The sequence below is a fragment of the Streptomyces gilvus genome (assembly GCF_022513565.1).
In the GTDB taxonomy this organism is placed as follows: Bacteria; Actinomycetota; Actinomycetes; order Streptomycetales; family Streptomycetaceae; genus Streptomyces; species Streptomyces gilvus.
Genome location: NZ_JAKWBE010000021.1, coordinates 105,547 through 130,023 on the forward strand (window position 1 = coordinate 105,547; position 24,477 = coordinate 130,023).

General features: G+C 69.3%; 20 protein-coding genes and 1 pseudogene. 13 read left to right on the plus strand and 8 right to left on the minus strand.

What is annotated here, in order from left to right; all coding sequences use genetic code 11:
* Window positions 1-18 precede the first annotated feature (18 nt).
* Window positions 19-1,068 carry an MBL fold metallo-hydrolase gene (locus MKW14_RS28065; protein ID WP_240866833.1) on the plus strand — a complete coding sequence of 350 codons (1,050 nt, stop codon included), beginning with the start codon at window positions 19-21 and terminating at the stop codon, window positions 1,066-1,068.
* 89 nt (window positions 1,069-1,157) lie between these two features.
* On the opposite strand, the pseudogene MKW14_RS28070 reads toward MKW14_RS28065, so the two are convergent.
* Window positions 1,158-1,326: pseudogene (locus MKW14_RS28070) on the minus strand (integrase core domain-containing protein); the annotation flags it as partial.
* Window positions 1,327-1,393: 67 nt separating this feature from the next.
* Window positions 1,394-1,897 carry a PaaI family thioesterase gene (locus MKW14_RS28075; protein ID WP_240866835.1) on the minus strand — a complete coding sequence of 168 codons (504 nt, stop codon included), beginning with the start codon at window positions 1,895-1,897 and terminating at the stop codon, window positions 1,394-1,396.
* Between the two features lie 88 nt (window positions 1,898-1,985).
* On the opposite strand from MKW14_RS28075, the gene MKW14_RS28080 reads away from it, so the two are divergent.
* On the plus strand, window positions 1,986-2,198 hold the full coding sequence (locus MKW14_RS28080; RefSeq protein ID WP_240866837.1) for an FCD domain-containing protein: 213 nt from the start codon (window positions 1,986-1,988) through the stop codon (window positions 2,196-2,198).
* A gap of 58 nt (window positions 2,199-2,256) precedes the next feature.
* Here the strand turns inward: MKW14_RS28080 and MKW14_RS28085 are convergent, their stop codons facing one another.
* The 4 genes from MKW14_RS28085 to MKW14_RS28100 form a co-directional block, all read right to left on the minus strand.
* Window positions 2,257-2,766, minus strand: a complete 510-nt coding sequence (locus tag MKW14_RS28085; protein WP_240866839.1) for a MaoC/PaaZ C-terminal domain-containing protein — start codon at window positions 2,764-2,766, stop codon at window positions 2,257-2,259.
* Between the two features lie 914 nt (window positions 2,767-3,680).
* Window positions 3,681-4,193 carry a hypothetical protein gene (locus MKW14_RS28090; RefSeq protein WP_240866842.1) on the minus strand — a complete coding sequence of 171 codons (513 nt, stop codon included), beginning with the start codon at window positions 4,191-4,193 and terminating at the stop codon, window positions 3,681-3,683.
* A gap of 416 nt (window positions 4,194-4,609) precedes the next feature.
* A complete protein-coding gene (locus tag MKW14_RS28095; RefSeq protein ID WP_240866847.1) occupies window positions 4,610-6,910 on the minus strand; it encodes an ATP-binding protein in 2,301 nt (766 codons plus the stop codon).
* 384 nt (window positions 6,911-7,294) lie between these two features.
* On the minus strand, window positions 7,295-8,206 hold the full coding sequence (locus tag MKW14_RS28100) for a LysR substrate-binding domain-containing protein (protein WP_240866849.1): 912 nt from the start codon (window positions 8,204-8,206) through the stop codon (window positions 7,295-7,297).
* Between the two features lie 326 nt (window positions 8,207-8,532).
* On the opposite strand from MKW14_RS28100, the gene MKW14_RS28105 reads away from it, so the two are divergent.
* From MKW14_RS28105 to MKW14_RS28150, 10 genes are all read left to right on the plus strand, one after another.
* Entirely contained in the window at window positions 8,533-10,695 is a 2,163-nt protein-coding gene (locus MKW14_RS28105) for an acetate--CoA ligase family protein (protein ID WP_240866851.1), read from the plus strand.
* Window positions 10,692-11,861, plus strand: coding sequence for an acyl-CoA dehydrogenase family protein (locus tag MKW14_RS28110; RefSeq protein WP_240866853.1), 1,170 nt, complete (start codon window positions 10,692-10,694; stop codon window positions 11,859-11,861). Before MKW14_RS28105 ends, MKW14_RS28110 begins: the two co-directional genes overlap by 4 nt.
* 133 nt (window positions 11,862-11,994) lie before the next feature.
* Window positions 11,995-13,254, plus strand: coding sequence for a CoA transferase (locus MKW14_RS28115; RefSeq protein ID WP_240866854.1), 1,260 nt, complete (start codon window positions 11,995-11,997; stop codon window positions 13,252-13,254).
* A 39-nt stretch (window positions 13,255-13,293) separates the two neighbouring features.
* On the plus strand, window positions 13,294-14,034 hold the full coding sequence (fabG, locus tag MKW14_RS28120) for a 3-oxoacyl-ACP reductase FabG (protein WP_240866857.1): 741 nt from the start codon (window positions 13,294-13,296) through the stop codon (window positions 14,032-14,034).
* A 97-nt stretch (window positions 14,035-14,131) separates the two neighbouring features.
* On the plus strand, window positions 14,132-15,346 hold the full coding sequence (locus MKW14_RS28125) for an acetyl-CoA C-acetyltransferase (protein ID WP_240866859.1): 1,215 nt from the start codon (window positions 14,132-14,134) through the stop codon (window positions 15,344-15,346).
* Window positions 15,343-15,813 carry a MaoC family dehydratase gene (locus tag MKW14_RS28130; protein ID WP_240866863.1) on the plus strand — a complete coding sequence of 157 codons (471 nt, stop codon included), beginning with the start codon at window positions 15,343-15,345 and terminating at the stop codon, window positions 15,811-15,813. Before MKW14_RS28125 ends, MKW14_RS28130 begins: the two co-directional genes overlap by 4 nt.
* A 1-nt stretch (window position 15,814) precedes the next feature.
* The gene (locus MKW14_RS28135; protein WP_240866866.1) at window positions 15,815-17,410 is read left to right on the plus strand and encodes an acyl-CoA dehydrogenase family protein; all 1,596 of its coding nucleotides are present in this window, start codon (window positions 15,815-15,817) and stop codon (window positions 17,408-17,410) included.
* Window positions 17,411-17,549: 139 nt separating this feature from the next.
* On the plus strand, window positions 17,550-18,338 hold the full coding sequence (locus tag MKW14_RS28140) for an electron transfer flavoprotein subunit beta/FixA family protein (protein ID WP_240866867.1): 789 nt from the start codon (window positions 17,550-17,552) through the stop codon (window positions 18,336-18,338).
* A gap of 84 nt (window positions 18,339-18,422) precedes the next feature.
* A complete protein-coding gene (locus tag MKW14_RS28145) occupies window positions 18,423-19,385 on the plus strand; it encodes an electron transfer flavoprotein subunit alpha/FixB family protein (RefSeq protein ID WP_240866869.1) in 963 nt (320 codons plus the stop codon).
* Between the two features lie 139 nt (window positions 19,386-19,524).
* The gene (locus tag MKW14_RS28150) at window positions 19,525-20,694 is read left to right on the plus strand and encodes a CaiB/BaiF CoA transferase family protein (protein WP_240866871.1); all 1,170 of its coding nucleotides are present in this window, start codon (window positions 19,525-19,527) and stop codon (window positions 20,692-20,694) included.
* 595 nt (window positions 20,695-21,289) lie between these two features.
* Here the strand turns inward: MKW14_RS28150 and MKW14_RS28155 are convergent.
* Both MKW14_RS28155 and MKW14_RS28160 read right to left on the minus strand, forming a co-directional pair.
* Window positions 21,290-22,102 carry an HpcH/HpaI aldolase/citrate lyase family protein gene (locus MKW14_RS28155; protein WP_240866873.1) on the minus strand — a complete coding sequence of 271 codons (813 nt, stop codon included), beginning with the start codon at window positions 22,100-22,102 and terminating at the stop codon, window positions 21,290-21,292.
* Window positions 22,099-22,968 carry an HTD2 family dehydratase gene (locus MKW14_RS28160; RefSeq protein WP_240866875.1) on the minus strand — a complete coding sequence of 290 codons (870 nt, stop codon included), beginning with the start codon at window positions 22,966-22,968 and terminating at the stop codon, window positions 22,099-22,101. The genes MKW14_RS28155 and MKW14_RS28160 overlap by 4 nt, the downstream gene beginning before the upstream one ends.
* A 440-nt stretch (window positions 22,969-23,408) precedes the next feature.
* Here MKW14_RS28160 and MKW14_RS28165 point away from each other — a divergent pair, with 440 nt between their 5' ends.
* Window positions 23,409-24,455: a hypothetical protein gene (locus MKW14_RS28165; protein ID WP_240866877.1), complete on the plus strand. Its 1,047-nt coding sequence runs from the start codon at window positions 23,409-23,411 to the stop codon at window positions 24,453-24,455.
* Window positions 24,456-24,477 lie beyond the last annotated feature (22 nt).

Sequence of the window (24,477 nt, forward strand, 5' to 3'; positions counted from 1 at the left end):
CGCTCCGAGGAGGACGCTATGACGAGCCCCGCCCCACAGGTACCCGACTCGGCCGGCATCGCCGCTGGGCAGCGGCCACTGCCGCCGGTCAGCCAGGTGCGGCCGGGCATATGGAGCATCCCGGTGCCGCTGCCCAACACATCGTTGCGCTATGTGCTGGTCTACGTCTTCGAAACCGACGCCGGGCCGTATCTGGTCGATGCCGGCTGGGACACCGACGAGGCGTTCGACACCCTCGCCGCCGGACTGGCCGGGGTCGGTACACGCATCGAGGACGTCCAGGGCGTCCTGGTCACGCACGTCCACCCCGATCACTACGGTCTGGCCGGGCGGGTCCGTGCGGCGTCCGGTGCGTGGATCTCTCTCCATCCAGCCGACGCCGATGTCCTGTCATGGCTTGACGACGCCGACCTCGTCCGGGACAACCTCGCCATGCTGCGTAACGCAGGGGCGCCACAGGAGGTTCTGGAGCGCCAGCGGCGGCGACTGCGTGCGCTGGACATGTTTGGAAACAGCCCCAGACCCGATGTCCTGATGGAGGACGGCGCCCGGCCTGATGTGCCGGGATGGGAACTGTCCGCGATCTGGACCCCAGGGCACTCGCCGGGCCACCTGTGTTTCTGGGAGCCCCGTCACCGCCTGATGCTGACCGGTGACCACGTTCTGCCGCGCATCACCCCGAACGTGCCCGCACCCCGCGACGACGAGGCCGATCCGCTGGGCGATTTCCTCCGGTCCCTCGACCGGCTCGCCGGGCGGGGCGCTTGCGAGGTGCTACCCGCCCACGAGCGGCGGTTCACCGACCTCGACGGTCGGCTGGAGGCCTTGCGGCACCACCACGACAAGCGGTTCGCGGAGGTGTTGTCGGCACTGGAGGCGGGGGCGGACGTCGCCTGGGACGTGGCTGCGCACATGCACTGGTCGCGGCCGTGGCAACAGATGGAGGGTCTCGCCCAGCAGGCGGCGGTGGGCGAGGCCTCCGCTCACCTGCGCGCCCTCGCGCGGCGCGGAGTGGTGCGCGAGGAACGAGGCGAGCCCGCGCGCTGGCGGCTCATGGAGCGATCCTGAGCCGCCAAGACGGGGAACGCCGACATCGGATTCGCTGAGACCGGCGGCAGATGCCAACTCCAACGTGACTGATCCAGGCGCTGGTTGTTTCAACCCGAAGCGTTGTCCACGCGGCTGAGTCGGTGGGTGGCCGCCGAGGGCGGTGTGGCAGCGGTGGTGGTTGTAGGCGTGCAGGAAGTCCGTCAGGGCTTCGGTGCGTTCGTCGTCACTGGCGCAGGGCCGCAGGTAGGCTCATTCGTCGAGCAGGGTGCGGATGAAGGGTTCCGACCTCCGTTGGCGCCGACCCCTTCCCGCCTTGAACGGTCACACGGGCAGTCCCGTCGCATCACTGGCCCTCTTGCTCAGTGAGCCAAGCCTGGTGACGCCTGAAATGCCTATCTGGATCACGAGCGACCCAGATGCCGGACGCCTTGGCGAGAACGCTTCCCGATGACTCCAGCACCAGCTCACCCGACAGGTACCACCGTGATCCCTCACGCCGGGTGATCCATGAACGTGCCTCCAGCGGTCGCTCGACAGGCACCGGCTTGACGAAGCTGACACTGATCTCCGCCGTGACGGTCATCTGCTTGTTCAGCAGGGGCAGATGACCCATCACCTCATCCATGACGTAGCTTGTCCACCCGCCGTGTGCCACGTTCGGGCCGCCCTCATGGGTACGTGGGCATTCGAGCTTGAAGTGAGCAACCCCGTCATGAAGCTTCTCGGTCGTCAACCCGACCCGACAGACGCCCTGTACGCGGCACGCGCCACACAGCGCCACACCCCCGTCCGATCGGGGAGGTTCCTGAAAATTGGCGCCGGCCCACTTGGATTCGTCCGTATTCATGCAATGGTCTCCGTATGTCGACTGGAAGACTTATCTAAGCGAAATGAAGTAACTGTATTGATCGCACCTGGGGCGAAGGCACCCGCTGATGTGTTCGAGGAGCCCGTCACGCGGGTCTTCGAACCTGAGTTCGCTCCACTGTGCCGGCCGCAAGGTCCTGGTCGCGCACCACCGCATCGTCGATCTGGTCGAGGCACGCGACGCCGAGACCGCCCGACAGGTGTGGCGCAAACACCTCACCGAAGCCCGCGACTACCTCGTCCGCGGCGGCATCACCACCGTACTCGACCTGATGGGCTGAGCCCCGGCCGCGCCGAACACATCAGCGCGACCGACACAACCCACACCACCCACACAGATCAGTGCTCGGCCTCCTGGTAGTCCGCGCCCCGGATCAGGCGGACCGGGGTGAACACGAGGACCTCTTCGTCTCGCTGGTTGCGGACGCTGACGTGTGCAGTGACGACGCCGCGTCCCGGCTTGCTGGAGGCCCGTGACTCCACGGTGTGCACCAGTGCGTGCAGGGTGTCCCCGACGTAGACGGGACGCTTGACCGACAGTTCCATGTGCATGAACGCGAGGCCCGTGCCATTGAGGACGTTCGTCTGGAGAATCAGTCCCTCGGCGATGCAGTAGATCATCGCGCCCGGGATCAGCCGCCCGGAGTACCCGCCGGCCTTGGCGTGGGAGGCGTCGTAGAAGAGCGGCTCGTTGAAACCTCCCCAGGTGATGAACTGGACAAGGTCCGCTTCCGTGACCGTGCGCTTGGCGGTGCGGAAGGTCGAGCCGGGCTTCATCTCCTCCCAGGTCTTGCCCCGCACGAGGGGCTCGACCTGGGAGGACTCCAGGTTCTCGAGGATTTCGGTCATTGCTTTCTCCTTAATGGACGGTGCACAACGAAAAGATGGCGAGGGCGTCGTCGTGATGGTCGGTCGGCAAGGGAGGGGGTTCCACCGGCGTATCGGATGCCGCGGTGCGAAGGCGGGTGGGCCCTTCTCCTGGAAACCGGCCGCGCTCTCCTTGAAGGCGCCGTGGTCGCACAGGTGACCGAGCCGGTGCCGGGGCGCCGGCACTCGGGCTCTTCGCCCGTGCTCTCCAGGGCCTCGTGGGCCTGGAGCTTGATGATGCCCATGGTCATCGGGGAACTGGTGCGCGAGTGCGGCCGAGGTACCGACGGCTCCGCCATATCAAGGTCTTGGGTGCTTCGCTCGGGGAGGGCCGCCGCGTAGTTGATCGAGCCCGCGTAGTCGTCGCCCGCGCCCTTCGAGCCGACCGTCGAGCCGAGTGGGACGGTGTCCCCTGGCTGCGCTCAAGCATGGGAGGTTTCTCGATGGCAGGCCAGGAGAGGCTGACCCTTCACAGGAGCCGCCCATTGGCACCACCGCCTCACGCATCAGCTTATTCATTTGACTATATAATAAAACCTGATCGTCGGGAACCGGGCACGCCGGCGCTGGGCCGCCCACCGGCAGGGGCGCTGGTCGCTTGAGTGCCGACCGGAGTTGCCGAATGTCTCGCGCGGCTCCGTGACTCGCCCCGACCGGCAGCTTGAGCGGCGCCGGGCCACGTGCGCGCGGCCGAACCCCGGTCGGCGTCCGTCCGGGGTTCGGCGTGCATGCATGGTGACAGCTCGGATATGCCGCTCTCGTTCATGCGTTCGGTACGCAGACACGGATGGCGTCTACGGCTGCGCCGAGGCAAAGGCAAACCCTGAGTTCGGTCTTCGGCGCCGACCGGACGTCAGACCTGACTTCGGCCGAGTGCCCGGGAGGTAGCGAAGCCGTCAGGCGGCGGGGAGCGCGGCAGTGAGCGGACAGTATTCGACGTCGAGCGCGATGCGGACGTTGTCCGACGCATCCGCTTTCGTATCGATCTCGACCCCAGGGAACTCGCTCAGCCGGGCCAGCGAGCCCTCCACCACCGTTTCGCCCGCTTCGAGCCACACGGCCAGTTCGGCGACGGTGATCTCGAGAACGGTCAAATCCCAGTCAAGCATCAGGTTCACGATCCCGCTCACCGGTGTCCAGCGGATCTCGAAGACCGTGCTCGTGTCGACGCGCCCGACATCGACGGAGACGACGTGATCGACGGGACACAGGCCCGCCACTGCGCGTTGAGCCGCAGGCGCGTCCCGGAACGAACCCAGCGCCACGAGGTCGGCCAGGGACGTCCTGAGCGTTCCCCCTTCGGACGCCTCGAGCAGCGTCTCGAGGTGCCGCCTGTCCGAGCGGGGAGCGAACGACACCACCTCAGCCTCGTCGGTCTCGGCCATCATGTCGGTCACCAGTGCTTCCATGAGGGTTGACTCCCTTCGGCGACGGCCGGCAGCTCGCTGTCCGCATCTGACGCGGGGAACTCCACCGCATGGTGGACGCCGACTCACAGCGGTTGAGCGTTTCGGGCGAGGCGGCACACCATGCGCGGCCCGTCGGCGCGAAGGCGCCGGACCACCGGTGTGTGCCGCGGAGGCGAAAGCTGCGCAGCAACCTGACATGCGTGCGGACCGTGGTCATCCGTTCCCCGGCCGCCGTGAACAGGGCATGAACGGCTCCCGCGACATCGGAGGCCTTGCCGGTCGCCCGCCAGGTAGCCACGAAGGTCGTCAGTCCCGGCACGGTGCTCCTCACCCAGTGCTCGTTCTCGCCGAGAAGAATTGCCCAACGTGTTCGTGGCCACACCCGTGAACCCACGCATAAGCACTACGTGGTTTGCTTACCCGGGCGAAACACGTGGTTCACCGATCGGCACGGCTGTGTGCTGCGTGGCCACCCAGGCGGCGATCTGCACCCGGGAGGTGAAACCCAGCTTCCCGAGGATGTGGACGACATGGCCCTCGACCGTGCGGGGCGAGATGACCAGTGCCGCCGCGATCTCCTTGTTGCTCGCTCCGGTCGAGAGGAGTTCGGCGATCTGCCGTTCGCGCTTCGTCAGTTGAACCGCCGGGCTGGACCCGACCTCCCGCCGAACTGCGGGCTGACAGAGCGCGAAGGCGGCGTTGTCCTCCCTCGATGACTCCCTGCCACGCCGGTAAGCCTCTTCGTACGCCCGACCGCCGAGCGCGGAGGCAGTCTCTGTCACGCAGCGTTCCTTGCGATCCTGCAGGTGCGGGTACGGCTGAGCGTCGGTCGCCTCCCAGAGGGCGTCAGCCGCGCCGAGCAGACGAGCGGCGCGCTCGTGTTCGCTCTGCCGGTTTGCGATCCAGGCCAGTGTCTCGAAGGACTGCGCGGTACCCAGAGCGTTCCGGAATCGCAGCTGTATACGCAGGGCCTCACGAGCCAGACCGGCGGACTCGTCCAAGTCGCCCTCGCTCGACAGGAGATCGCTCAGCTCTCCCAGTGCCTCCGCCTTGTGCCACTGCTCCCCATGTGAATCACTGATTGCGATCGCTTCACGACACAGCGCGATCCCCTGTGCGGTGTCGCCAAGCCGCCATGCTGTTGCGCCGGCTCTGAGGGTGACGATCGACCGGCACATGGGGTCGTGCCCCTCTTCCAGGTGCCCCCGGACCTGTTCGAAGAGATCCAGCGCCCTTCTCAGCTCACCTCGGAGCATGCGGCAATTGCCGAGGTACGCCGCCGCCAACGCGGCCTCATGATGATCGCCCACGCGGTGCGCCGTGGCCCGGGCGGCTTCCAGCATCGACTCGGCCGCACCGAGATCACCCTGCTGCAGAGCGCACCAGCCGTCGATCCACAGCAGCATAGGACGCGTGGCATCGGAGTCTTCCAGGACTGCGAGAACCCGGTCGATCCAGTGCCGACCCTCTCCCATGAGGCCAGTCTGCATCGTCTCCGCACCGAGCGCGGCCGCGACCCTCGAGGCGCGCGGCAGGTCGCTCCGCTGCGTGAGCGCGAAATCCAACGCGGCCCGCAGATTGTCCCGCTCCGCGCGTATGAAGGTCATGAGCGAAAGCTGGTCAGAACCGAACCAATTGTGGTATTGGTCCGATATGGCGTTGCTGAAGTAGTCCCGGTGCCTGCGGCGGAACGTCGTGTCTTCCCCTGCCGCCAGGAGTTGCCTGTGGCCGAAGGATCGTATGGTTGCCAGCATCCGGTAACGGACCTCGGAGTCGCCTCTGTCCGTCGCGACGATAGATTTGTCGACCAAGCCGGTGAGGGTGGCCAGGACCGTCTCGCGGGGCAGGTCGCCGTCCGAGCAGACCGCTTCAGCCGCCTCGGCGCTGAAGCTGCCGGAGAACACGGTCAGCCGTGCCCACAGCAGCCGCTCCGCAGGGGAGCACAGGTCGTGGCTCCATCCGATCAGGGTCCGCAGGCTCCGCTGCCGGAGTGCGGTCACCCTGCTACCGGAGTCGAGCAGGCCGTGATCGTTGTCCAGCCGTGCGAGGATCTGCTGAGGTGAGAAGTGCCTGACCCGTGCGGCGGCCAGTTCCACGGCCAGGGGTAGCCCGTCGAGGCGTATGCAGAGTTCGGCCACGGCGGCCGTGTTCTCCTCGGTCAGCCGGAACCGGGGCTCCACGGCGCGGGCCCGGTCGACGAACAGAGCGATCGCATCGAACCGAGCGAGCGCCGCGGTGGACGTCGGTATCTCACGAGGCTCGGGGACCGCCAAGGGGCTGACGGAGATCAGATGCTCGCCGGCCACCTCCAACGGTTGCCTGCTCGTCGTCAGCACGCGCAGGTTCGGACAGTTCTTGAGCAGCAGGTCCGCCATCACAGCGCACGCGTAACTCAAGTGCTCGCAGTTGTCCAGCACAAGGAGCATCGACCGGTTCGCGAGCTGCCTGCTCAGCGCTGCGGAGGCCCATCGGGATGAGCGGGTCTGGAGTTCGAGGGTGTAGGCGATCGTGGAAGCGAGGAGTTCCTCGTCGCGCAGCGGTGAGATGTCCACGAACCAGGTGCCGTCCCGGAAGGCACGTTGGGACGCGGATGCGGCCCGCAAGGCGAGGCGCGTCTTCCCCACGCCGCCGGGACCGACCAGAGTCACCAGGCGGGAAGTGGAAAGCGCCTGCTTGACGTCGGCGAGTGCGGTCTGCCTGCCGACGAACGTGGTCACCTCAGCGGGTAGATTGCCGACCAACCCCTTGGTTCCCGACGCCACAGTTCAAGCCCCTCGTCGCTGCTCAGAGTGAGCTTACCCCCCACCAGATGCCTCTTCCAGCTCGAAGGCGACGGGCGGGTCCCTTCCATGGGGCCTGGCCGGACCGAGCCGTCCCGCACCGGCGATGCAGGCGCACCCAGTCCCCTGGCCACGGGCTGGAACCGTCGGTGCCGTCCCCGAACTGAGCGGCCGACCTCGTCCAGTTCACTGCTTAACTGTGCACTTATCTAATCTGTTTGAATTGGTGGCACGTAACCGGTCGGTATGTTGGCCTTCGTCGTCGCGTCGTGGACGCGCACGTGGGATGCCCCTGAAGCCGCCTGGCCGACCGGGCGAGTGTCAGACAGACGCGTCGGGCTGGACGCTGCATTCGGCCGATACCTCGTCGAGCAGCTCGAGCAGAGCGTGCAGAGCCGGGTTGGGGTCTTCTCTCCGCCAGGCGAGAGCCAGTGCCACCGGCGGGATACCGGAGACCGGCAGCAGTACGACGCCGGGAACCTTCAGATGACCGGCGGGCGAAGGTACGAACCCGATGCCCACCCCGGCTCCCACCAAGGACAGGATGGTGTGCGTGTCCGGCGCCTCCTGCACGATGTTCGGACTGGAGCCGTACTTCAGATAGGCGCTGTGGATCAGTGAGACCAATCCGGCGCCGCGATTGGTGGGGTGGCTGACCACCGGCTCGTCGCACAGGTCCCTCAGGTCGACCTTCTCCCGGCCGGCCAACGGGTGTTCGGCCGGCAGCGCCACCGTCACAGGATGCCGGGTGAGGATCCGCACCTGGATGCCGGACCCCGCCACCGGGAGCCGGATGAGGCCCGCGTCCACCTCGTCCCTGTTGAGCAGCTCGACCATTTCTCCCGCCAGAAAGGGCCCGAGTACCTCCAGCCGTACATGAGGTCGGTGCGCACGAAACTTCTTGGTCATGAGGACCAGGGCTTCATGGGAAGTGGGGCCGCTGAATCCCAGTCGGACCGCGCCGATCTGCCCGGCGGCCGCCTGGCGAGCCGCTTCCGGCGCGGTCTGAGCCGCCTTGAGAGCGATACGGGCCTCCGCCAAGAAGGCGTGCCCGGCGGGGGTGAGCGCGACCTGCCGGGTCGTGCGGCGGAGCAGGGAGACACCGACGTCGCGTTCCAGCCGCTTGATCTGCTGGGACAGCGGTGGCTGGGACATCTGCAACCGGGCCGCGGCGCGGCGGAAGTTCAGTTCCTCGGCGACGGTGACGAACGCCTTCAGATGCCTCAGTTCCATGGGCGGGCCACTTTCGCTGTCGCGGACCAGCTCCGACACCTGAACGGCCAGCCGTGCAAGCCGGTCCTATCGGCGCAGGTCAGGTGCGATTGTGTCGCACCGGCGAATCAAATATATGCCTCTTTGGTGTTGGACGACATTTGTTCGGGCGCTCTAGCTTCGAGGAGACGCCATTACGCCGTGTGCAGGCTCGCAACAACCTGAAGGTCACGGCTGGTTCCTCGGGTCACGACGTCGACAGCCGACGCGTGGCCCCCCGCGGCCTGCGTCGCCGCCACCTGGCCGCCCAGGTCCCCCACCCGGGCCCGTCGTCGAAGGAGTCGCCCGTGTCTGCCAGCCAGTCCGGCCAGGCCCCGGCCTCCAGCGACGAGGCCATGAGGAGACTGCTGTACCCGCGGTCCATCGCGATCTTCGGTGCGTCGGACGACCGGACCAAGCTGTCCGGTCGTCCGGTGGATCATCTGCTGCGGCTGGGGTTCGCGGGACGGATTCTGCCGATCAACCCGAGGCGCGGTCACGTTCAGGGACTGACGGCCTACCGCAGCCTGGACGAGATCGACGGCGACGTGGACCTGGCCATGATCATGTTGCCGGCCGAGCAGGCGGCGGACGCGGTGTGGGCCTGTGGCAGGCGCGGTGTGCCGGTCGCGATCATCGGCGCGTCCGGGTTCGCCGAATTGGGCGATGCCGGAGAGGCGCTTCAGCGCGGCCTGCGGGCGGCCGTCGAGGAGAGTGGAGTGCGGGTGCTCGGCCCGAACTGCCTGGGCATGATCGGAGTCCGGGACCGCGCGGTACCCACGTTCAGTTCGGCGCTGGACGGAGAGGTGACGCTGAAGGACGGGCCGGTGGCTTTCCTCAGCCAGAGCGGAGCCTTCGGCGGTTTCGTGTTCAACGAGGCGCAGAACCTCGGCATAGGCATCTCGCACTACCTCAACACCGGCAACGAGGTCGACCTGTCCGTGGCCGAACTCCTGGACGGGCTGGTGCGCACCGACCAGACCAAGGTCGTGCTGGCCTACCTGGAGGGCGTCACCGGCGGCCGCAAGCTGCTGGAGGCCGCCCGGGAAGCGCACGAGCGGGACAAACCGGTCATCGCCGTGAAGGTCGGGCGGTCGGCGGCGGGTGTACGCGCGGCACAGTCGCACACAGCGTCGCTGGCCGGGGACGACGCGGTCTTCGACGGCGCCGCCCGGCAGTACGGCATCCTGCGGGTCGACGGACCCGAGCCGATGCTCGACGCCGCGCAGATCTTCGCAACCGGCCGCCGGGCCCACGGCCGGAGGCTCACAGTGTTGTCCGTCTCCGGCGGGGCCGGCGCCCTGATGGCCGACGCCGCGGTGGCACACGACATCGAGGTCCGCCCCTGGGAGAACGACTGGCAGCGGCGGATGGCCGCCGTCATCCCGGAGTACGGCTCGGCGCGCAACCCGATCGATCTCACCGGCACTCTCGTGGCCCAGCCGGATATTCTCCGCCGCGCGCTCCAGGTCGCCGTCGAGCATCCGGACACCGACATGATCGCCGTCCTCCTAGGCTGCGCGGACAGCTACTCGGCGCCGCTCATAGAGGCCATCGAGGCGGCCTGCGCGTCCACGGACCGTCCTGTCGCCGTGGTGTGGACCGGAGGCAGCGGCCGGCCCCGACAGCGGCTGCGTGACCTCGGCATTCCCTGCTACACCGATCCGGGCCGTGCCGCGGCGGCGCTCGGTCTGCTGGCGGACCACAGTCTGCGGCCCTCGCTGCCGCGACCGCAGCGGCCGGCGGGCACGGACAGGGCCGCTGCGGTGTCCGTGCTGGCGGCAGCCCGTGCCGATGGCCGCGGACAGCTCGACGAGCACGAGTCGGCCCGGCTGATCGCCGCCTACGGTGTGCCCTGTGCCGCATCCCTGCCGGCGGGGTCCGCCGACGCGGCGGTCATCGCGGCGCAGGAGATCGGCGGCCCGGTCGCGGTGAAGCTGCTGTCCGACCGGATCGGCCACAAGAGCGACATCGGCGGCGTACGGCTCGGTCTCGACCGAGCGGACACCGTCCGGGAGGCCGCGCAGGACCTGCTCCGCATCGCCCGTGACACGGGGGTCGACGACGCCCGGCTGCTGGTCCAACGCATGGCGAGGGCCGGTACGGAGCTGATCGTCGGGGCCAGGCGCGACCCCGTGTTCGGTCCGGTCGTCGTGGTCGGCCTGGGCGGCGTGCTGGTCGAGGCCCTCGCCGACAGCCGGGTCGCCGTCGCGCCGATCGACACCGACACCGCTCGCCGGCTTCTGCTGTCGCTGCGCGGCAGCCGGTTGTTCGAGGCGGTTCGCGGCGGACCGCCGCGCGACATCGACGCGGCGGCGGAAGCCGTGGCGCGTGTGTCGTGGCTCGCGGCGGATCTTTCCGAGGAAATCGCCGAACTCGATGTGAACCCACTGCTGCTCGGTCAGCAAGGACACGGGGTTGTCGCCGTGGACGCGCTCGTGGTCCTGACGGGACCGGCCGGGAACAAGTGAACGCCAGAACGGAGAAGTACATGGAAGCCGAGGACTTCGAGGCCGTCCGCGCGGCGGTGCGCCGCCTGGTGCGCGAGGACGTGGTGCCACGCGAGGACGAGATCGAGGAGACCGACGCTGTACCGGAGGACATCCGGCGCAAGGCCGTGGAGATGGGGCTGTTCGGGTACACGCTCCCCGAGGAGTTCGGCGGCCTGGCTGCGAGTCTGTACGACGACGTCCGGCTGACCTTCGAGTTCGGCTACACCACTCCGGCGTTCCGCTCGATGTTCGGCACCAACAACGGCATCGCCGGGAAGGTCCTGGTCAACGCGGGCACCGAGGAACAGCAGAAGCACTGGCTGCCCCGCCTTGCCGAAGGAGCGGTCGCCTCCTTCGCGCTCACCGAGGCCGAGGCCGGCTCGGACCCGTCGGGGCTCACCACCCGGGCTCGCCGGGACGGCGACGCCTACGTGATCAACGGTGCCAAGCGTTTCATCACCAACGCCCCGCTCGCCGACCTGTTCGTGGTCTTCGCCCGGACCGGCGACGAGGTGCGCGGTGCCAAGGGCATCTCCGTCTTCCTCGTGGACTCGACCCTGCCGGGCGTCAGCGTCGGCCCCAAGGACCACAAGACCGGCCAGGCCGGAGCATGGACCGCCGAGGTGTTCTTCGACGACGTCCGTGTTCCGCTCTCCGCGCTCGTCGGTGGCGAGGAGGGCGCCGGCTTCGGCACCGCGATGAAGTCGCTCGTGCGCGGCCGGGTGCACATCGCGGCGCTGTGCGTGGGCATGGCGGAGCGCATCCTCGAGGAGTCGGTCGCCTACGCCGCCTCCAGCAAGCAGGGCGGCCGTCCGATCGGTGAGTTCCAGCTCGTCCAGGCGATGCTCGCGGAGATCCAGACCGGTGTCTACGCGGGCCGGGCGACGGTGCTCGAAGCCGCCCGGAACTACGACTCCGGCGCCGACCGCAAGATCGGCCCGTCAGCGGCCAAGCTGTTCTGCTCCGAGATGGTCTCCAAGGCGGCGGACCTCGCGGTCCAGATCCACGGCGGCATGGGCTACATGCGCGGCACCGTCGTCGAGCGGTGCTACCGCGACGCCCGGCTCTTCCGCATCTACGAGGGCACCAGCGAGATCCAGAAGCTGATCATCGGCAGGGCCCTGATGTCGGGAGCCGGGCGATGAGCGGCACCAAGGCCCGGTTTGCCGGCGGCGAGCGCGGTCCGCGATCCACGGCCCTGCCGAGTGGGCGAGCGGGCCACCCCGCGAGGACAGCACACGTGGCCGGCGGCCGCTCGTCCGGAAGGCGGTGACGCCCGTGGAAACGCCTCCGCGGCCGGATGCCCGGCGTTCCCAGCCGCTGCGCCGCCTGCGGATCATCGAGATCTCCAGCTATGTGGCGAGCCCGCTGAGCGGGATGACGCTGGCGCAGCTGGGCGCCGAGGTGATCCGGATCGAGCCCATGGGCGGCGCCGCCGACCGCACCCGCTGGCCCCTGGCCGAGAGCGGCACCAGCCTGTACTGGTCCGGGCTCAACAAGGGCAAGCGCGCCGTTCAGGTGGACCTGTCGAGCGAGGAGGGACGCCGGCTCGTCGGCGACCTGGTCGTCAGCGGAGGGCGCCGCGGCGGCATCGTGCTGAGCAACGCCGGGCACCTTCGGGACCTGACCTTCGAGGCGCTGCGTGTGCGCCGTCCCGACGTCATCCACGTGCTGCTGGACGGGCACCGGAACGGCGTGCCCGCAGTGGACTACACCGTTCAGGCAGCCACGGGATTCCCCCTGCTCACCGGCCCGGACGGTGCCGTAGAGCCGGTGAACAGCCCGGTTCCCGCCTGGGACGTCGCCGCCGGACTCTATCTGGCGATCGGACTGCTCGCGGCGGAACGGCACCGCCTGCTCACGGGCGAGGGCCAGCAGGTCCGGGTCGCGCTGGAGGACGTCGCCCTGGCGACCGCCGGCAATCTCGGCTACCTCGCCGAGGCCCAACTGGGTGTCGAGCCGCGCGAGCGCAGCGGCAACGACGTCTACGGCAGCTTCGGCCGCGACTTCGCGACGGTGGACGAAGGCCGGCTGATGGTCGTGGCTCTCACCGCCCGGCACTGGCGGGAGCTCCTCGCCGTCACGGGCCTCACCGACGTGGTCGGCGCGCTGGCGGCCGCGCTCGGAGTCGACTTCGCTGACGAGTCGGAACGCTACCGACAGCGCCGGGTCCTCGGCGATCTGCTCGCCGGATGGTTCGGGGCCCGTACGCTCGCCGAGGCCGAAGCCGCCCTTGCCACCACCCGCGTGCTGTGGTCGACGTACCGCAGCTTCGCCGACCTCGTGGCCGACGACGCCCGTCTGCTGCGGGAGAACCCGCTGATGGCGGAGGTCGAGCAGCCGGGCATCGGCCGTCATTGGGCCCCCGGCTCCCCCCTCCTGATGGACGGGGACCAGTCCCTCCCGCTGCCGTCGCCGCTGGTGGGCCAGCACACCGACGACGTGCTGGGGGCCGAGCTCGGACTGTCCGCCGACGACCTCGCCGTACTGAAGAAGAACGGCGTCATCCGCACGCACGACGACGAGGGCTCGGCATGACCTCACAACAACCGGACGAACGAGGGAAGTTGATCCATCATGACGCTGCTCGCTGACAAGACCGCGGTCGTCACCGGAGGCGCCCAGGGCATCGGTCTCGCCATCGCCCAGGCCTTCGTCAAGGAGGGCGCGAAGGTCGTTCTCGGCGATCTGAACCTGGAGGCCGCCGAGGCGGCGGCCAAGGAGCTCGGCGGCCCCGGAACGGCCCGGGCGGTGCGGTGCGACGTCACCAACCCCGGCGACGTGGACACCCTGCTCAGCACGGCGGTGGAGGCCTTCGGCTCGCTGGACGTCATGGTCAACAACGCCGGCATCACCCGGGACGCGACGATGCGGACCATGACCGAGGAGCAGTTCGACCAGGTCATCGAGGTCCACCTCAAGGGCACCTGGAACGGCACCCGCAAGGCCGCCGCGATCATGCGTGAGCAGAAGAGCGGCTCCATCGTGAACATCTCGTCCCTGTCCGGCAAGGTCGGCATGGTCGGCCAGACCAACTACTCCGCAGCCAAGGCCGGCATCGTCGGGCTGTCGAAGGCCGCGGCCAAGGAGATGGCACACCACGGGGTGCGGGTCAATGCCATCCAGCCGGGCCTGATCCGGTCCGCGATGACCGAGGCCATGCCCCAGAAGGCCTGGGACCAGAAGATGGCGGAGATCCCGATGGCGCGCCCCGGCGAGGTCGAAGAGGTCGCCTCCGTCGCCCTCTTTCTCGCCTCCGGCCTGTCCTCCTACATGACCGGCACCGTGCTGGAAGTGACCGGCGGACGCTTCATGTAGCAGCGGGCGCTCAGTCGCCACCACGCCCATGGGGCCTTCGGCCCCTCACCCGCACCGACCCGACGAACGAGTTCGACCCGCCAGGAAGGCACCCTCCATGCGTGAAGCAGTGATTTGCGAACCAGTGCGCACACCCATCGGCCGGTTCGGCGGCTCCCTGCAGAGCCTCACGGCTGCCGAACTCGGGGCGGTCGCGCTACGGGGTCTGCTGGCCCGCACCGGCCTCGACCCAGCCGCGATCGACGACGTCGTCCTCGGACACTGCTACCCGAACAGCGACGCGCCCGCCATCGGCCGCGTCGTCGCCCTGGACGCGGGCCTGCCCATCGAGGTCCCCGGCATGCAGGTCGACCGCCGCTGCGGCTCGGGTCTGCAGTCGGTCCTGCAGGCGGCGATGCAGGTTCAGTCCGGCGCCAGCGAACTGGTCGTGGCGGGCGGTGCGGAGAGCATGAGCAACGTCGCCTTCTACGCCACCGACATGCGATGGGGCGTCAAGGGCCAGGGGGTCACGTTCCACGACGGCCTCGCCCGGGGGCGTGTCACCGCGGGCGGCAAGAACCACCCGGTGCCCGGCGGCATGATCGAGACCGCGGAGAACCTGCGCCGCGAATACCGGATCGGCCGCGAGGAGCAGGACCGGCTGGCGCTGACCTCCCACCAGCGGGCGGTCGCCGCGCAGAACTCCGGCGTGTTCGCCGAGGAGATCATCCCGGTGACCGTGCGCACCAGGAAGGGCGAGACGGTCGTCGACAAGGACGAGCACCCACGCGCCGACGCGACCCTGGAAAGCCTCGCCAAGCTGCGCCCGATGCTCGGCAAGGTGGACCCCGAGGCCACCGTCACGGCGGGCAACGCCAGCGGCCAGAACGACGCCGCCGCGGTGTGCGTGGTCACCCACCCCGACCGCGCCGCCGAACTCGGACTGCGCCCGCTGGTCCGCGTGGTGTCGTGGGCCGTGGCCGGCGTCGCGCCGAAGATCATGGGCATCGGACCCGTTCCGTCCACCGCCGCCGCTCTCGGCAAGGCGGGGCTGAAGCTGTCCGACATCGACCTGATCGAACTCAACGAGGCGTTCGCCGCACAGGCCCTCGCCTGCACCCGGGAGTGGGGCTTCGGCGAAGCCGACTTCGAGCGGCTCAACGTCCACGGTTCCGGTATCTCGCTGGGCCACCCGGTCGGCGCGACCGGCACCCGGATTCTGACCACCCTGGCCCGTGAACTGCAGCGTCGCGACGTGCGCTACGGCCTGGAGACCATGTGCATCGGCGGCGGCCAGGGCCTGACCGCGATCTTCGAGAAGGTGAACGCATGACCCCGCGTGTATTCCGTTCCGTCGACGAGGTGAAGAGCGCCATCGACGAGCCGATCGGCCCCAGCGACTGGCTGGTCGTCGATCAGGAGCGCGTCAACGCCTTCGCCGATGCCACCGGGGACCACCAGTGGATCCACGTGGACGTCGAGCGCGCCGCGACCGGGCCCTTCGGCGGCACCATCGCCCACGGATATCTGACTCTGTCGCTCATCCCGTACTTCGCGCTGCAACTGTTCCGGTTCGAGCTGAACTCCCCCCGCGTCAACTACGGCATCAACAAGGTCCGCTTCCCCACCCCCGTCCCGGTCGGATCGAGTCTGCGGGCCCAGGCCACCTTCGTCGACCTGCGGGAGGCCGCGACGGGAGCCACGCTCACCACCCGCTACACCATCGAGATCGACGGCCGGCCCAAGCCGGCCTGTGTGGCCGAGACCATGACCCTGCTCCTCCCCACCCGGGGAAACTGAGATGCTGCACACTTCGACGAATCTCACCAGCGCGCAGTCCATCGTGGACGTGCTGCAGGCCGTCATCGAGAAGTCGGCCGCTCACATCGCCTCCTGGGCGACGGACGAGGACCAGACCGTCGCCTACGACCTGGCGTCGATGTCCTCGGCCGTGGCCGCGGCCGCGGAACTCCTGCGCCACGGCACCGGCGAGGAGGCCGAGGCGGACCTCGCCCTGGTCTACGCCGCCGACGTCGCCGCGGACCTCAGCGGCCGGCTGACCGGCCGGGAGGCGCTGTGGGGCGTCGCCCCCACCGAGCTGGCGGGCATCGCCGACCAGGTCGCCGCCGGACGCGATCCGGCCCTGCTGGACCGCGTCGCCGAGCGGGTGCTGGCCTCCTCAGAGGCCGGACCGCGGCACCTCTCGGAGGATCTCCAACTGGTGCGCTCCACCTTCCGCAAGTTCGCCGAGGACCGGATCCTGCCCGTGGCCGAGCGGATCCACCGCGAGGACGAGGACATCCCCGCCGAGATCATCGAAGGTCTCGCGGAGATGGGCTGCTTCGGACTGTCGATCCCCGCCGAGTACGGCGGCAGCGCCGAGGGCGGGGCCGACGAGCTGCTGAGCATGGTCGTGGTGACCGAGGAGCTCTCCCAGGCGTCCCTCGGTGCCGCCGGCTCGCTCATCACCCGTCCCGAGATCATCGGCACCGCGATCGCCCGCGGCGGTACGGAGGAACAGAAGCAGCGCTGGCTGCCGGGGATCGCCGCGGGCGAGAAGCTGTGCGGCGTCGCGGTGACCGAGCCGGACTACGGATCCGACGTCGCCGGCGTCACCACCAGAGCGGTCCGGGACGGCGACGACTGGGTGCTGACCGGGGTCAAGACCTGGTGCACCTTCGCCGGCCGCGCGAACTACCTCCTGGTGCTCGCCCGCACGAACGAGGACCGCACGGTGGGCCACCGGGGGCTGTCGCTCTTCGTCGTGGAGAAGCCGTCGTTCCCCGGCCACGAGTGGAGCATGGCCCAGGAGGGGGGCGGAACGATCGAGGGACGGGCCATCCGTACCCTCGGCTACCGGGGCATGCACTCCTACGAGGTCCGCTTCGACCGCTGGCGCGTCCCGGCAACCGACCTGATCGGCATGGACGACGGCCTGGGGCGCGGCTTCTACCTGCAGATGCAGGCCTTCGCCAACGCCCGGCTGCAGACGGCCGCCCGCGCCGTCGGGGTCATGCAGTCGGCACTGGGACTGGCCGTCGACTACACCCGGGAGAGGTCGGTCTTCGGCCGTCCGCTCGCCGGCTATCAGCTCACCCGCGTCAAGATCGCCAGAATGGCCGCCCTGGTCGCCGCCTGCCGGGCCTTCGCCTTCTCTGCGGCGCGAGCGGTGACCGCCAACGGCGGTCAGCTCGAGGCCTCGCAGGTGAAGCAGCTGGCGTGCCGCGCGGCCGAGTGGGTCACCAGGGAAGCCCAACAACTGCACGGGGGCTACGGATACGCCGAGGAGTACACCGTCTCCCGACTGTTCGTCGACGCTCGGGTGCTGTCCATCTTCGAAGGAGCCGACGAGGTCCTCGCCCTGCGTGTGATCGCCCGTCAGCTGACCAAAGCATGACGCCTCGTCGTTCGTGATCGGTCGAAGGGCAAGGGTCACCGGATGCGTGCGAGTGCAGGCCGGGGGCGGTCGGACTCAGCAGCCGTGGTGACGTCTGACAGGTGAGTAAGCAAGAAATGACAGGTATGAGGAGTGAGCCGTGAGTTTGAGGATCGTTGTCACTGTGAAGTACGTGCCCGACGCCACTGGCGACCGGCACTTCGCCGATGACCTGACCGTCGACCGGGACGACGTGGACGGTCTGCTCTCCGAGCTGGACGAGTACGCGGTCGAGCAGGCGCTGCAGATCTCCGAGAACTTTGACGACGACGTCGAGGTCACCGTCCTGACGGTGGGCCCGGAGGATGCCAAGGACGCGCTGCGCAAGGCACTGTCGATGGGCGCGGACAAGGCCATCCATGTCGAGGACGACGACCTGCACGGCACGGACGCCATCGGCACCTCCCTGGTACTGGCCAAGGCGATCGAGAAGGCCGGCTTCGACCTGGTCGTCTCCGGCATGGCGTCGACGGACGGCACCGGCGGTATCGTGCCGGCGCTGGTCGCCGAGCGTCTGGGTGTCCCGCAGGTGACGCTGCTGTCCGAGGTGTCCGTCGGGGACGGGGTCGTGACGGGCCGCCGCGACGGGGATGCCGCCACCGAGCAGCTGGAAGCTCAGCTCCCGGCGCTCATCTCCGTGACCGACCGCTCGGGCGAGGCGCGTTACCCGTCTTTCAAGGGCATCATGGCGGCCAAGAAGAAGCCGTTGGAGGCCTGGGACCTGTCCGACCTGGACATCGCGGCCGATGAGGTCGGTCTCGAGGGGGCGTGGACGAAGGTCGAGGCGGCTGCCGCGCGTCCGGCCCGTACCGCGGGCACGATCGTCAAGGACGAGGGCGACGGTGGCAAGCAGCTCGCCGCCTTTCTCGCGGAGCGCAAATTCATTTGATGCAGCCTCGCGGGCCAGAAGTTCATCTGAGGGCTCACCCCGCCAACCGCCCCTTGTCTTCCGTTTTAGCAGGAGAGCAATCCCATGGCTGAAGTTCTCGTCTACGTCGATCACGTGGACGGTGCCGTCCGCAAGCCCACGCTGGAGCTTTTGACGCTGGCCCGCCGTATCGGCGAGCCGGTCGCCGTCGCGCTGGGTGCCGGTGCCGCTGACACCGCCGCCGCCCTCGCCGAGCACGGTGCGGTGAAGGTCCTCACCGACGACGCCTCTGAGTACGCCGAGTACCTGGTCGTGCCGAAGGTGGAGGCCCTGCAGGCCGCCTACGAGGCCGTTTCCCCGGCCGCGGTGCTGGTCCCGTCCTCCGCGGAGGGCAAGGAGATCGCCGCCCGTCTGGCGTTGCGTATCGGTTCCGGCGTCATCACCGACGCCGTCGATCTGGAGGCGGGTGACGAGGGTCCGGTGGCCACCCAGTCGGTGTTCGCCGCGTCCTTCACCACCAAGTCGCGTGTCGTCAAGGGCATTCCGGTCATCACGGTGAAGCCGAACTCGGTCGCGGTGGGGGCCGCTCCGGCGGCGGGCGCTGTCGAGGCCCTGGCCGTGTCCTTCTCCGAGATGGCGACCGGCACGAAGCTCACCGCGCGTACGCCCCGTGAGTCGACGGGCCGTCCGGAGCTGACCGAGGCCGCGATCGTGGTCTCCGGCGGCCGGGGCGTCAACGGCGCGGAGAACTTCCCGATCATCGAGGCGCTGGCCGACTCCCTCGGCGCGGCCGTGGGTGCCTCGCGTGCCGCCGTCGACGCGGGCTGGTACCCGCACACCAACCAGGTCGGCCAGACCGGCAAGTCGGTCTCGCCGCAGCTGTACATCGCCAACGGCATCTCCGGCGCGATCCAGCACCGGGCGGGCATGCAGACCTCGAAGACGATCGTGGCGGTCAACAAGGACGCCGAGGCCCCGATCTTCGAGCTGGTCGACTACGGCGTGGTCGGCGACCTCTTCGACGTCGTCCCGCAGCTGACCGAGGAGATCAACACCCGCAAGGGCTGAACCGGGCAGAGCCGCCGGAAGGGTCCGTCGTCCGGATGGCGGCAGGAACTCCCGACGTAGGAAAGCGCAACCATCCCGACGGCATCGAGCGGGCCTCGATGCCTGAGGGCGTTCGACCGACCAGAAATGGAGCCACAACGTGAGTGCTCCCCTGCAAGGCATCACCGTCGTATCGCTTGAGCAGGCGATCTCGGCCCCGTTGTGCACGCGCCATCTCGCCGATCTGGGCGCGCGTGTCATCAAGGTGGAGAACCCCGGGCTGGGTGACTCGACCCGACACTACGACGGGGTGGTGCGGGGCATGGCGGCACACTTCGTGTGGCTGAACCACGGCAAGGAGTCAGCCGCGCTGAACCTGGCCGAACCTGCGGACATGGAGGTCTTCACACGGCTCCTGGCCAAGGCCGACGTGCTGGTGAGCAATCTGGCCCCAGGTGCGCTGGGGCGCCTGGGGCTCGATCCGTCGGACCTGTCGGAGCGTCATCCCCGACTCATCGTCGTGAACATCTCGGGCTACGGCACCGGCGGCCCGCTCGACCACAAGCGGGCCTACGACCTGCTCGTCCAGGCCGAGGCCGGCTCGTGCTCGATCACCGGGCAGCCCGGAGCGCCGGCGAAGCCGGGCATCCCCATCGCCGACGTCGGCACGGCGCTCTACGCGTACTCCGCTGTCCTCGCCGCGCTCTACGACCGTGACCGGACCGGGCAGGGCACGGTCATTCCGGTCGCGATGTTCGATGTGGTGGCGGAGATGATGGGCTTCGCGCTCAACGCCGTGGTGCACGGCGGTGAGGAGCCGGTGCCGGTGGGGATGGGCTCGCCGATGGTGGCTCCGTACGGTGCCTACACCACCCGGGACCAGCAGAAGGTGGTGCTCGGCACGACCAGCGACCGTGAGTGGGGAAGGCTGGCCGGAGGCCTCATGGAGCGCCCTGACCTGGCGGCCGACCCGCGCTTCGCCCGCAACGCGGACCGGGTGGCGCTGCGGGAGGAACTCGACGGCATCCTGGGCGCCTGGTGCGCCGAGCGGGATCTCGCCGACATCCAGCGGCTGGCCGACGAGGCCGGCATCGGAAACGCGCGGCTCAACAGCGTGCAGGAGCTCGCCGATCATCCCCAGTTGGTCCAGCGGAACCGCTGGAGGGATGTCGACTCGCCCGTCGGTCCCGTGCCTGCTCTGCTGCCGCCGGCACTCGGCCGTGGCTGGACCGTACCCGAAGGCCGCGTCCCGGCGCTGGGCGCCGACACCGAGGCGATCCGGGCGGAGACGGCCCAGCAGGAGCTGCCCGAACACGCCGGCAGCAGCTGACTCCTGCCGTGTCGCACCGATGACCCACTCGAGGTCCCTGGTGCTCCGCCGCGTGCACGAAGCAGCAGTTCGACCAACTGGAGGACCGCCCCTGAGCAGGGCCTCGGCCGGGTGCGGCGGTATGGCGCCAGGAAGCCGAGCACCGGCCGGGGGTGTCTCACACAAGCGGGGCGCCGGCTCCGGAGTGTCTGTCAACCAAGGCATGTTGTGCCTCGGTCGGCTGATGGAGCGCCGCGCGGAGTCACGCCCCCGTTCTGGTGCGTGATGGCGACCGAACGCCATCTCGACCAAGGCGCTCGGACTGCCCCGCGCCTGCCGACGGCCGACGAGTGAGGCGCCGCGCTCGGCATGGTGCCTCACTCGTCGAAGCCGGTTGCCGCACCGGGACGTCGGTGATGTGCCCGTCCCCGGCCGGGAGAAGAGCCCCGCTGCGGCTACCGGCACCGACGTTCACCGCGCTGCCCACGGCCCGTTGGCCTGCCTGCCGCGCCGACCGAGTCGATGCGAGCACCTCGAAGGCAAGACGGGCGCCGTCGAGGACGTGTCGCCGTGTCACGCCGAGCAGACCACCCGATGCGCTCCGCGGCGACGCCGTTCAGCCTCCCGCCGCGGCGAGGATGCGACGGGCTCGGTCGAGCACGGGCTTGTCGATCATATGGCCGTCCACCACGGAGACCCCGTCGCCGGCGGCGAGCACGGAGTTGGCCCAGCGCCGCTCCTCCTCCGTGGGAGCGAAGTGCTCAGCCACGGGGGCGACCTGGAGGGGGTGGATACACAGCTTGCCGGTGAAGCCCAGGCGGCGGGCATGGGCGATGTCCGCCCTGAGTACCTCCAGATCCTTCACATGGGTGGTGACACCGTCGAGAGGGGCGGCCAGACCCCGGGCCGCGGACGCCGAGACGAGCCTGGAGCGCGAGTACGCCAGGGCCAGGTGATCGTCGTGGGCCACACCGAGCTGACCGGCTAGGTCGACGTTGCCCAGCGCCATACGGACCACTCCGGGTGTGCGGCACACGTCCCCGGCCCGCTCGATGCCGGCCGCCGTCTCCACGAGCGGCAGCAGGGCGCACTTGCCGGCGGTGCGGCAGGCCAGATCCGCGAGCACCTCGGGGTCCTCGGACTTGGGTACCATCACGGGTACGCCGTGGCGGACGGCCATCGCGAGGTCGTCGTCGTACCAGCGCGTATTCGGCGCGTTGATGCGCACCACAGCCGAGTTGCCCTCGCCGAGCCACGCGTCGACGTGCGTCCGCGCGGTGTCCTTGTCGGGCGCGGCCACGGCGTCCTCCAGGTCGAGGATGACCGCGTCGGCGCCGGAGGCGACGGCCTTGGGGAACCGGACCGGCCGGTCTCCCGGCACGAACAGCAGACTGCGGGCTGTCTCCAGCCGGCTTGCGAGCGATGTCATGCGAACGTCACCTCCGCGGTGGCGTGGCGCTCCTCGCGGTGCGTGGCGACCCGCAGCGTGGCGCCACCGTCCGTCGGAGTGCCGACCGCCAGCAGACGCTCACCCGCGAAAGCGGGGCTCCGCAGCCGGTAGGACACGGTGCGCACCTGGCGGGCGGGCTCTTGCCGCCGCGCGAGTTCCAGCATCGCGAGCACCAAAAGCGGGCCGTGCACCACCAGGTCGGGGTAGCCCTCCTCGGTGACGCAGTACGGAGCGTCGTAGTGGATGCGGTGGGCGTTCGCCGTCAGCGCGCTGAACCGGAAGAGCATCCTGGAGTCCGGCCGGAACGGGAACTGCCAGGCCTCGGCGGAGGTGGCCTCGGCCGAGGTGTCGAGTTCCGCCGGGTGTCTGCCCGCGCTGCGTCCCGACCGGTAGACGATGTCCTGCTCCTCCACCAGGCAGGTGCTGCCGTCCTGTCGGTACTCGTTGCGTATCGTGACGAAGAGCAGCTCGCCCGTGGAGCCCTGCTTGGCCTTCACCGAGACCAGGCTGCTGTTTCGCCGGGCCGGTGTACCGAGCCGCAGGGGCCGCTCGACTGTCAGCCGCCCGCCCGCGAACATGCGCTGCCGGTCGGGGATGGGCGGCAGGAAGTGGCCCTTCTCCGGGTGTCCGTCCGAGCCCAGGTCGCTCTGTGCCGGCCAGTTCAGGAAGTACAGCCAGTGCCACAGCGGCGGCAGGGCATCGCCGGCTGCCGCGATCGGGCCGGGCTCGTCCAGCAAGGCGGAGAGCGCGGCGAGGGGGCCGGGGAAGAGGGCGTCGTCGTCGGTCACCGCCCCCGGGCTCCACGACTCCACGTACGGGCCGAGCCCGCTGGCTGCCGTCTGCATGCTTTCTCCTCGGTGGGGGTGATGACGGGGCGGCCGCCTCCATGATCGTGCTCATGGGCAGGCCTGGTTGGCAGAAATACTGATGTCGAGATGCCGACGGGCCGAAGAGCCCGTCGGAGCCGGTCGCATGCCGCTGTCGTGCCGGCGTGACGGCCCGCTGGTGCAGTCGCGCGGACGCCCCGTCGCCTCTCACGCACGGCAGGCTCGATCGCTCTGGTCGGCCCCGGCCACCACCTCCGTCGCAGGGGGTGCGTCCCGCTCGGCGCGTGAACGGCACGATCGCCGCTTCGGGGCCGATGGCCACCGGCCCGTTCGGCCCGGTACACGGCGGGGCCGACGGGACCGGTTTCGGCGACGGCCAGGATTGCATCTTGATTCTCACTCCGCGAACGGGGAAGCTAAATTATATACCTGTTACTTGGTGAAGGAGACGATCACCGATGAACGCAGACGGTCGCACGGTTGACTACCCCGTGACCGGAAACTTCGACTCCGCCGCCCTCGCTTCGGCGCGTCGGATCGACCCCGCCCAGTGGGCCTCCGACGCGCCGCTGCTCGGGCTCGTCCGAGAGAGCGGCTACGTGTGGGGGACCGTCCGCGACGACGACGGCAACATCTTCTCGGTGATGCGCCGGATCCCTCCGCGTGTCGAGGAGGACGAGCCCGGGGAGATCGTGGGAGGCGAGAAGAGGGCCCTCGGCGGTCGACTCGTGGTCCTGTCCACGCTCGGCCCGGCGGGCGAGGCGCTCGACGCGATGTGCATCCGTCGCGAGCCCAAGAACGCGGTGCACAGTGAGCATCTGCGCCGTGAGGCGCGCCCGGACGGGGTCCGCTACGACTCGGAGGGCGCCGAGGGCGCGGCCATGCTGCTCGACCTCACCACCGAATCCATGGTCTACCGCGAGGAAGGTGTGCTCGACGTCGCGGGAAACCGGGTCTGTCCCGCCCTGCAGTGGTACGTCCCGGGCCCCGAGGCCGCGCTGCTGTACCTCACCCAGACCTGGGAGGTCGAGGGCACCCTGCTGGGCCGTTCCGTGCGGGGCTTCATGTTCTGGGAGGAGGCGTACATGAAGCCGGGTGCTCGGCTCTACGTCGAGAAGGACCCGCTCCACGACGCCGACTACACCTCCTGGTACTCGTGGGCGACCAAGTACGACGACGGCGTGACCGAGGTCGGCCACTTCCTGATCGGCGGACATGCGTTCGGTGTCGGGGTGGTGGCGAGCAGCACCGGAGAGGTCGCGTCGGCTCGACGGGTGACCGGAACGGTGAACCTCACCCCGGACGGTCAGTGGCACGCGGGTATCGACTACGACCTCGACGGCGTTGCCTGGCGCTGCGAACCCGACCCCAAGGGGCACATGCACCTCGGCCCCATGCCCAACCCGCAGCAGGAAGGTCGCATCTTCCGCAACGGCGAGACCCGTACTCCCGTGCTGCACATGGCGTGGGGCGAGAGCGTGACCGCGCGGGTGCGGGGCGAGTAGGAGACAGCCGGCCCCCGCACTC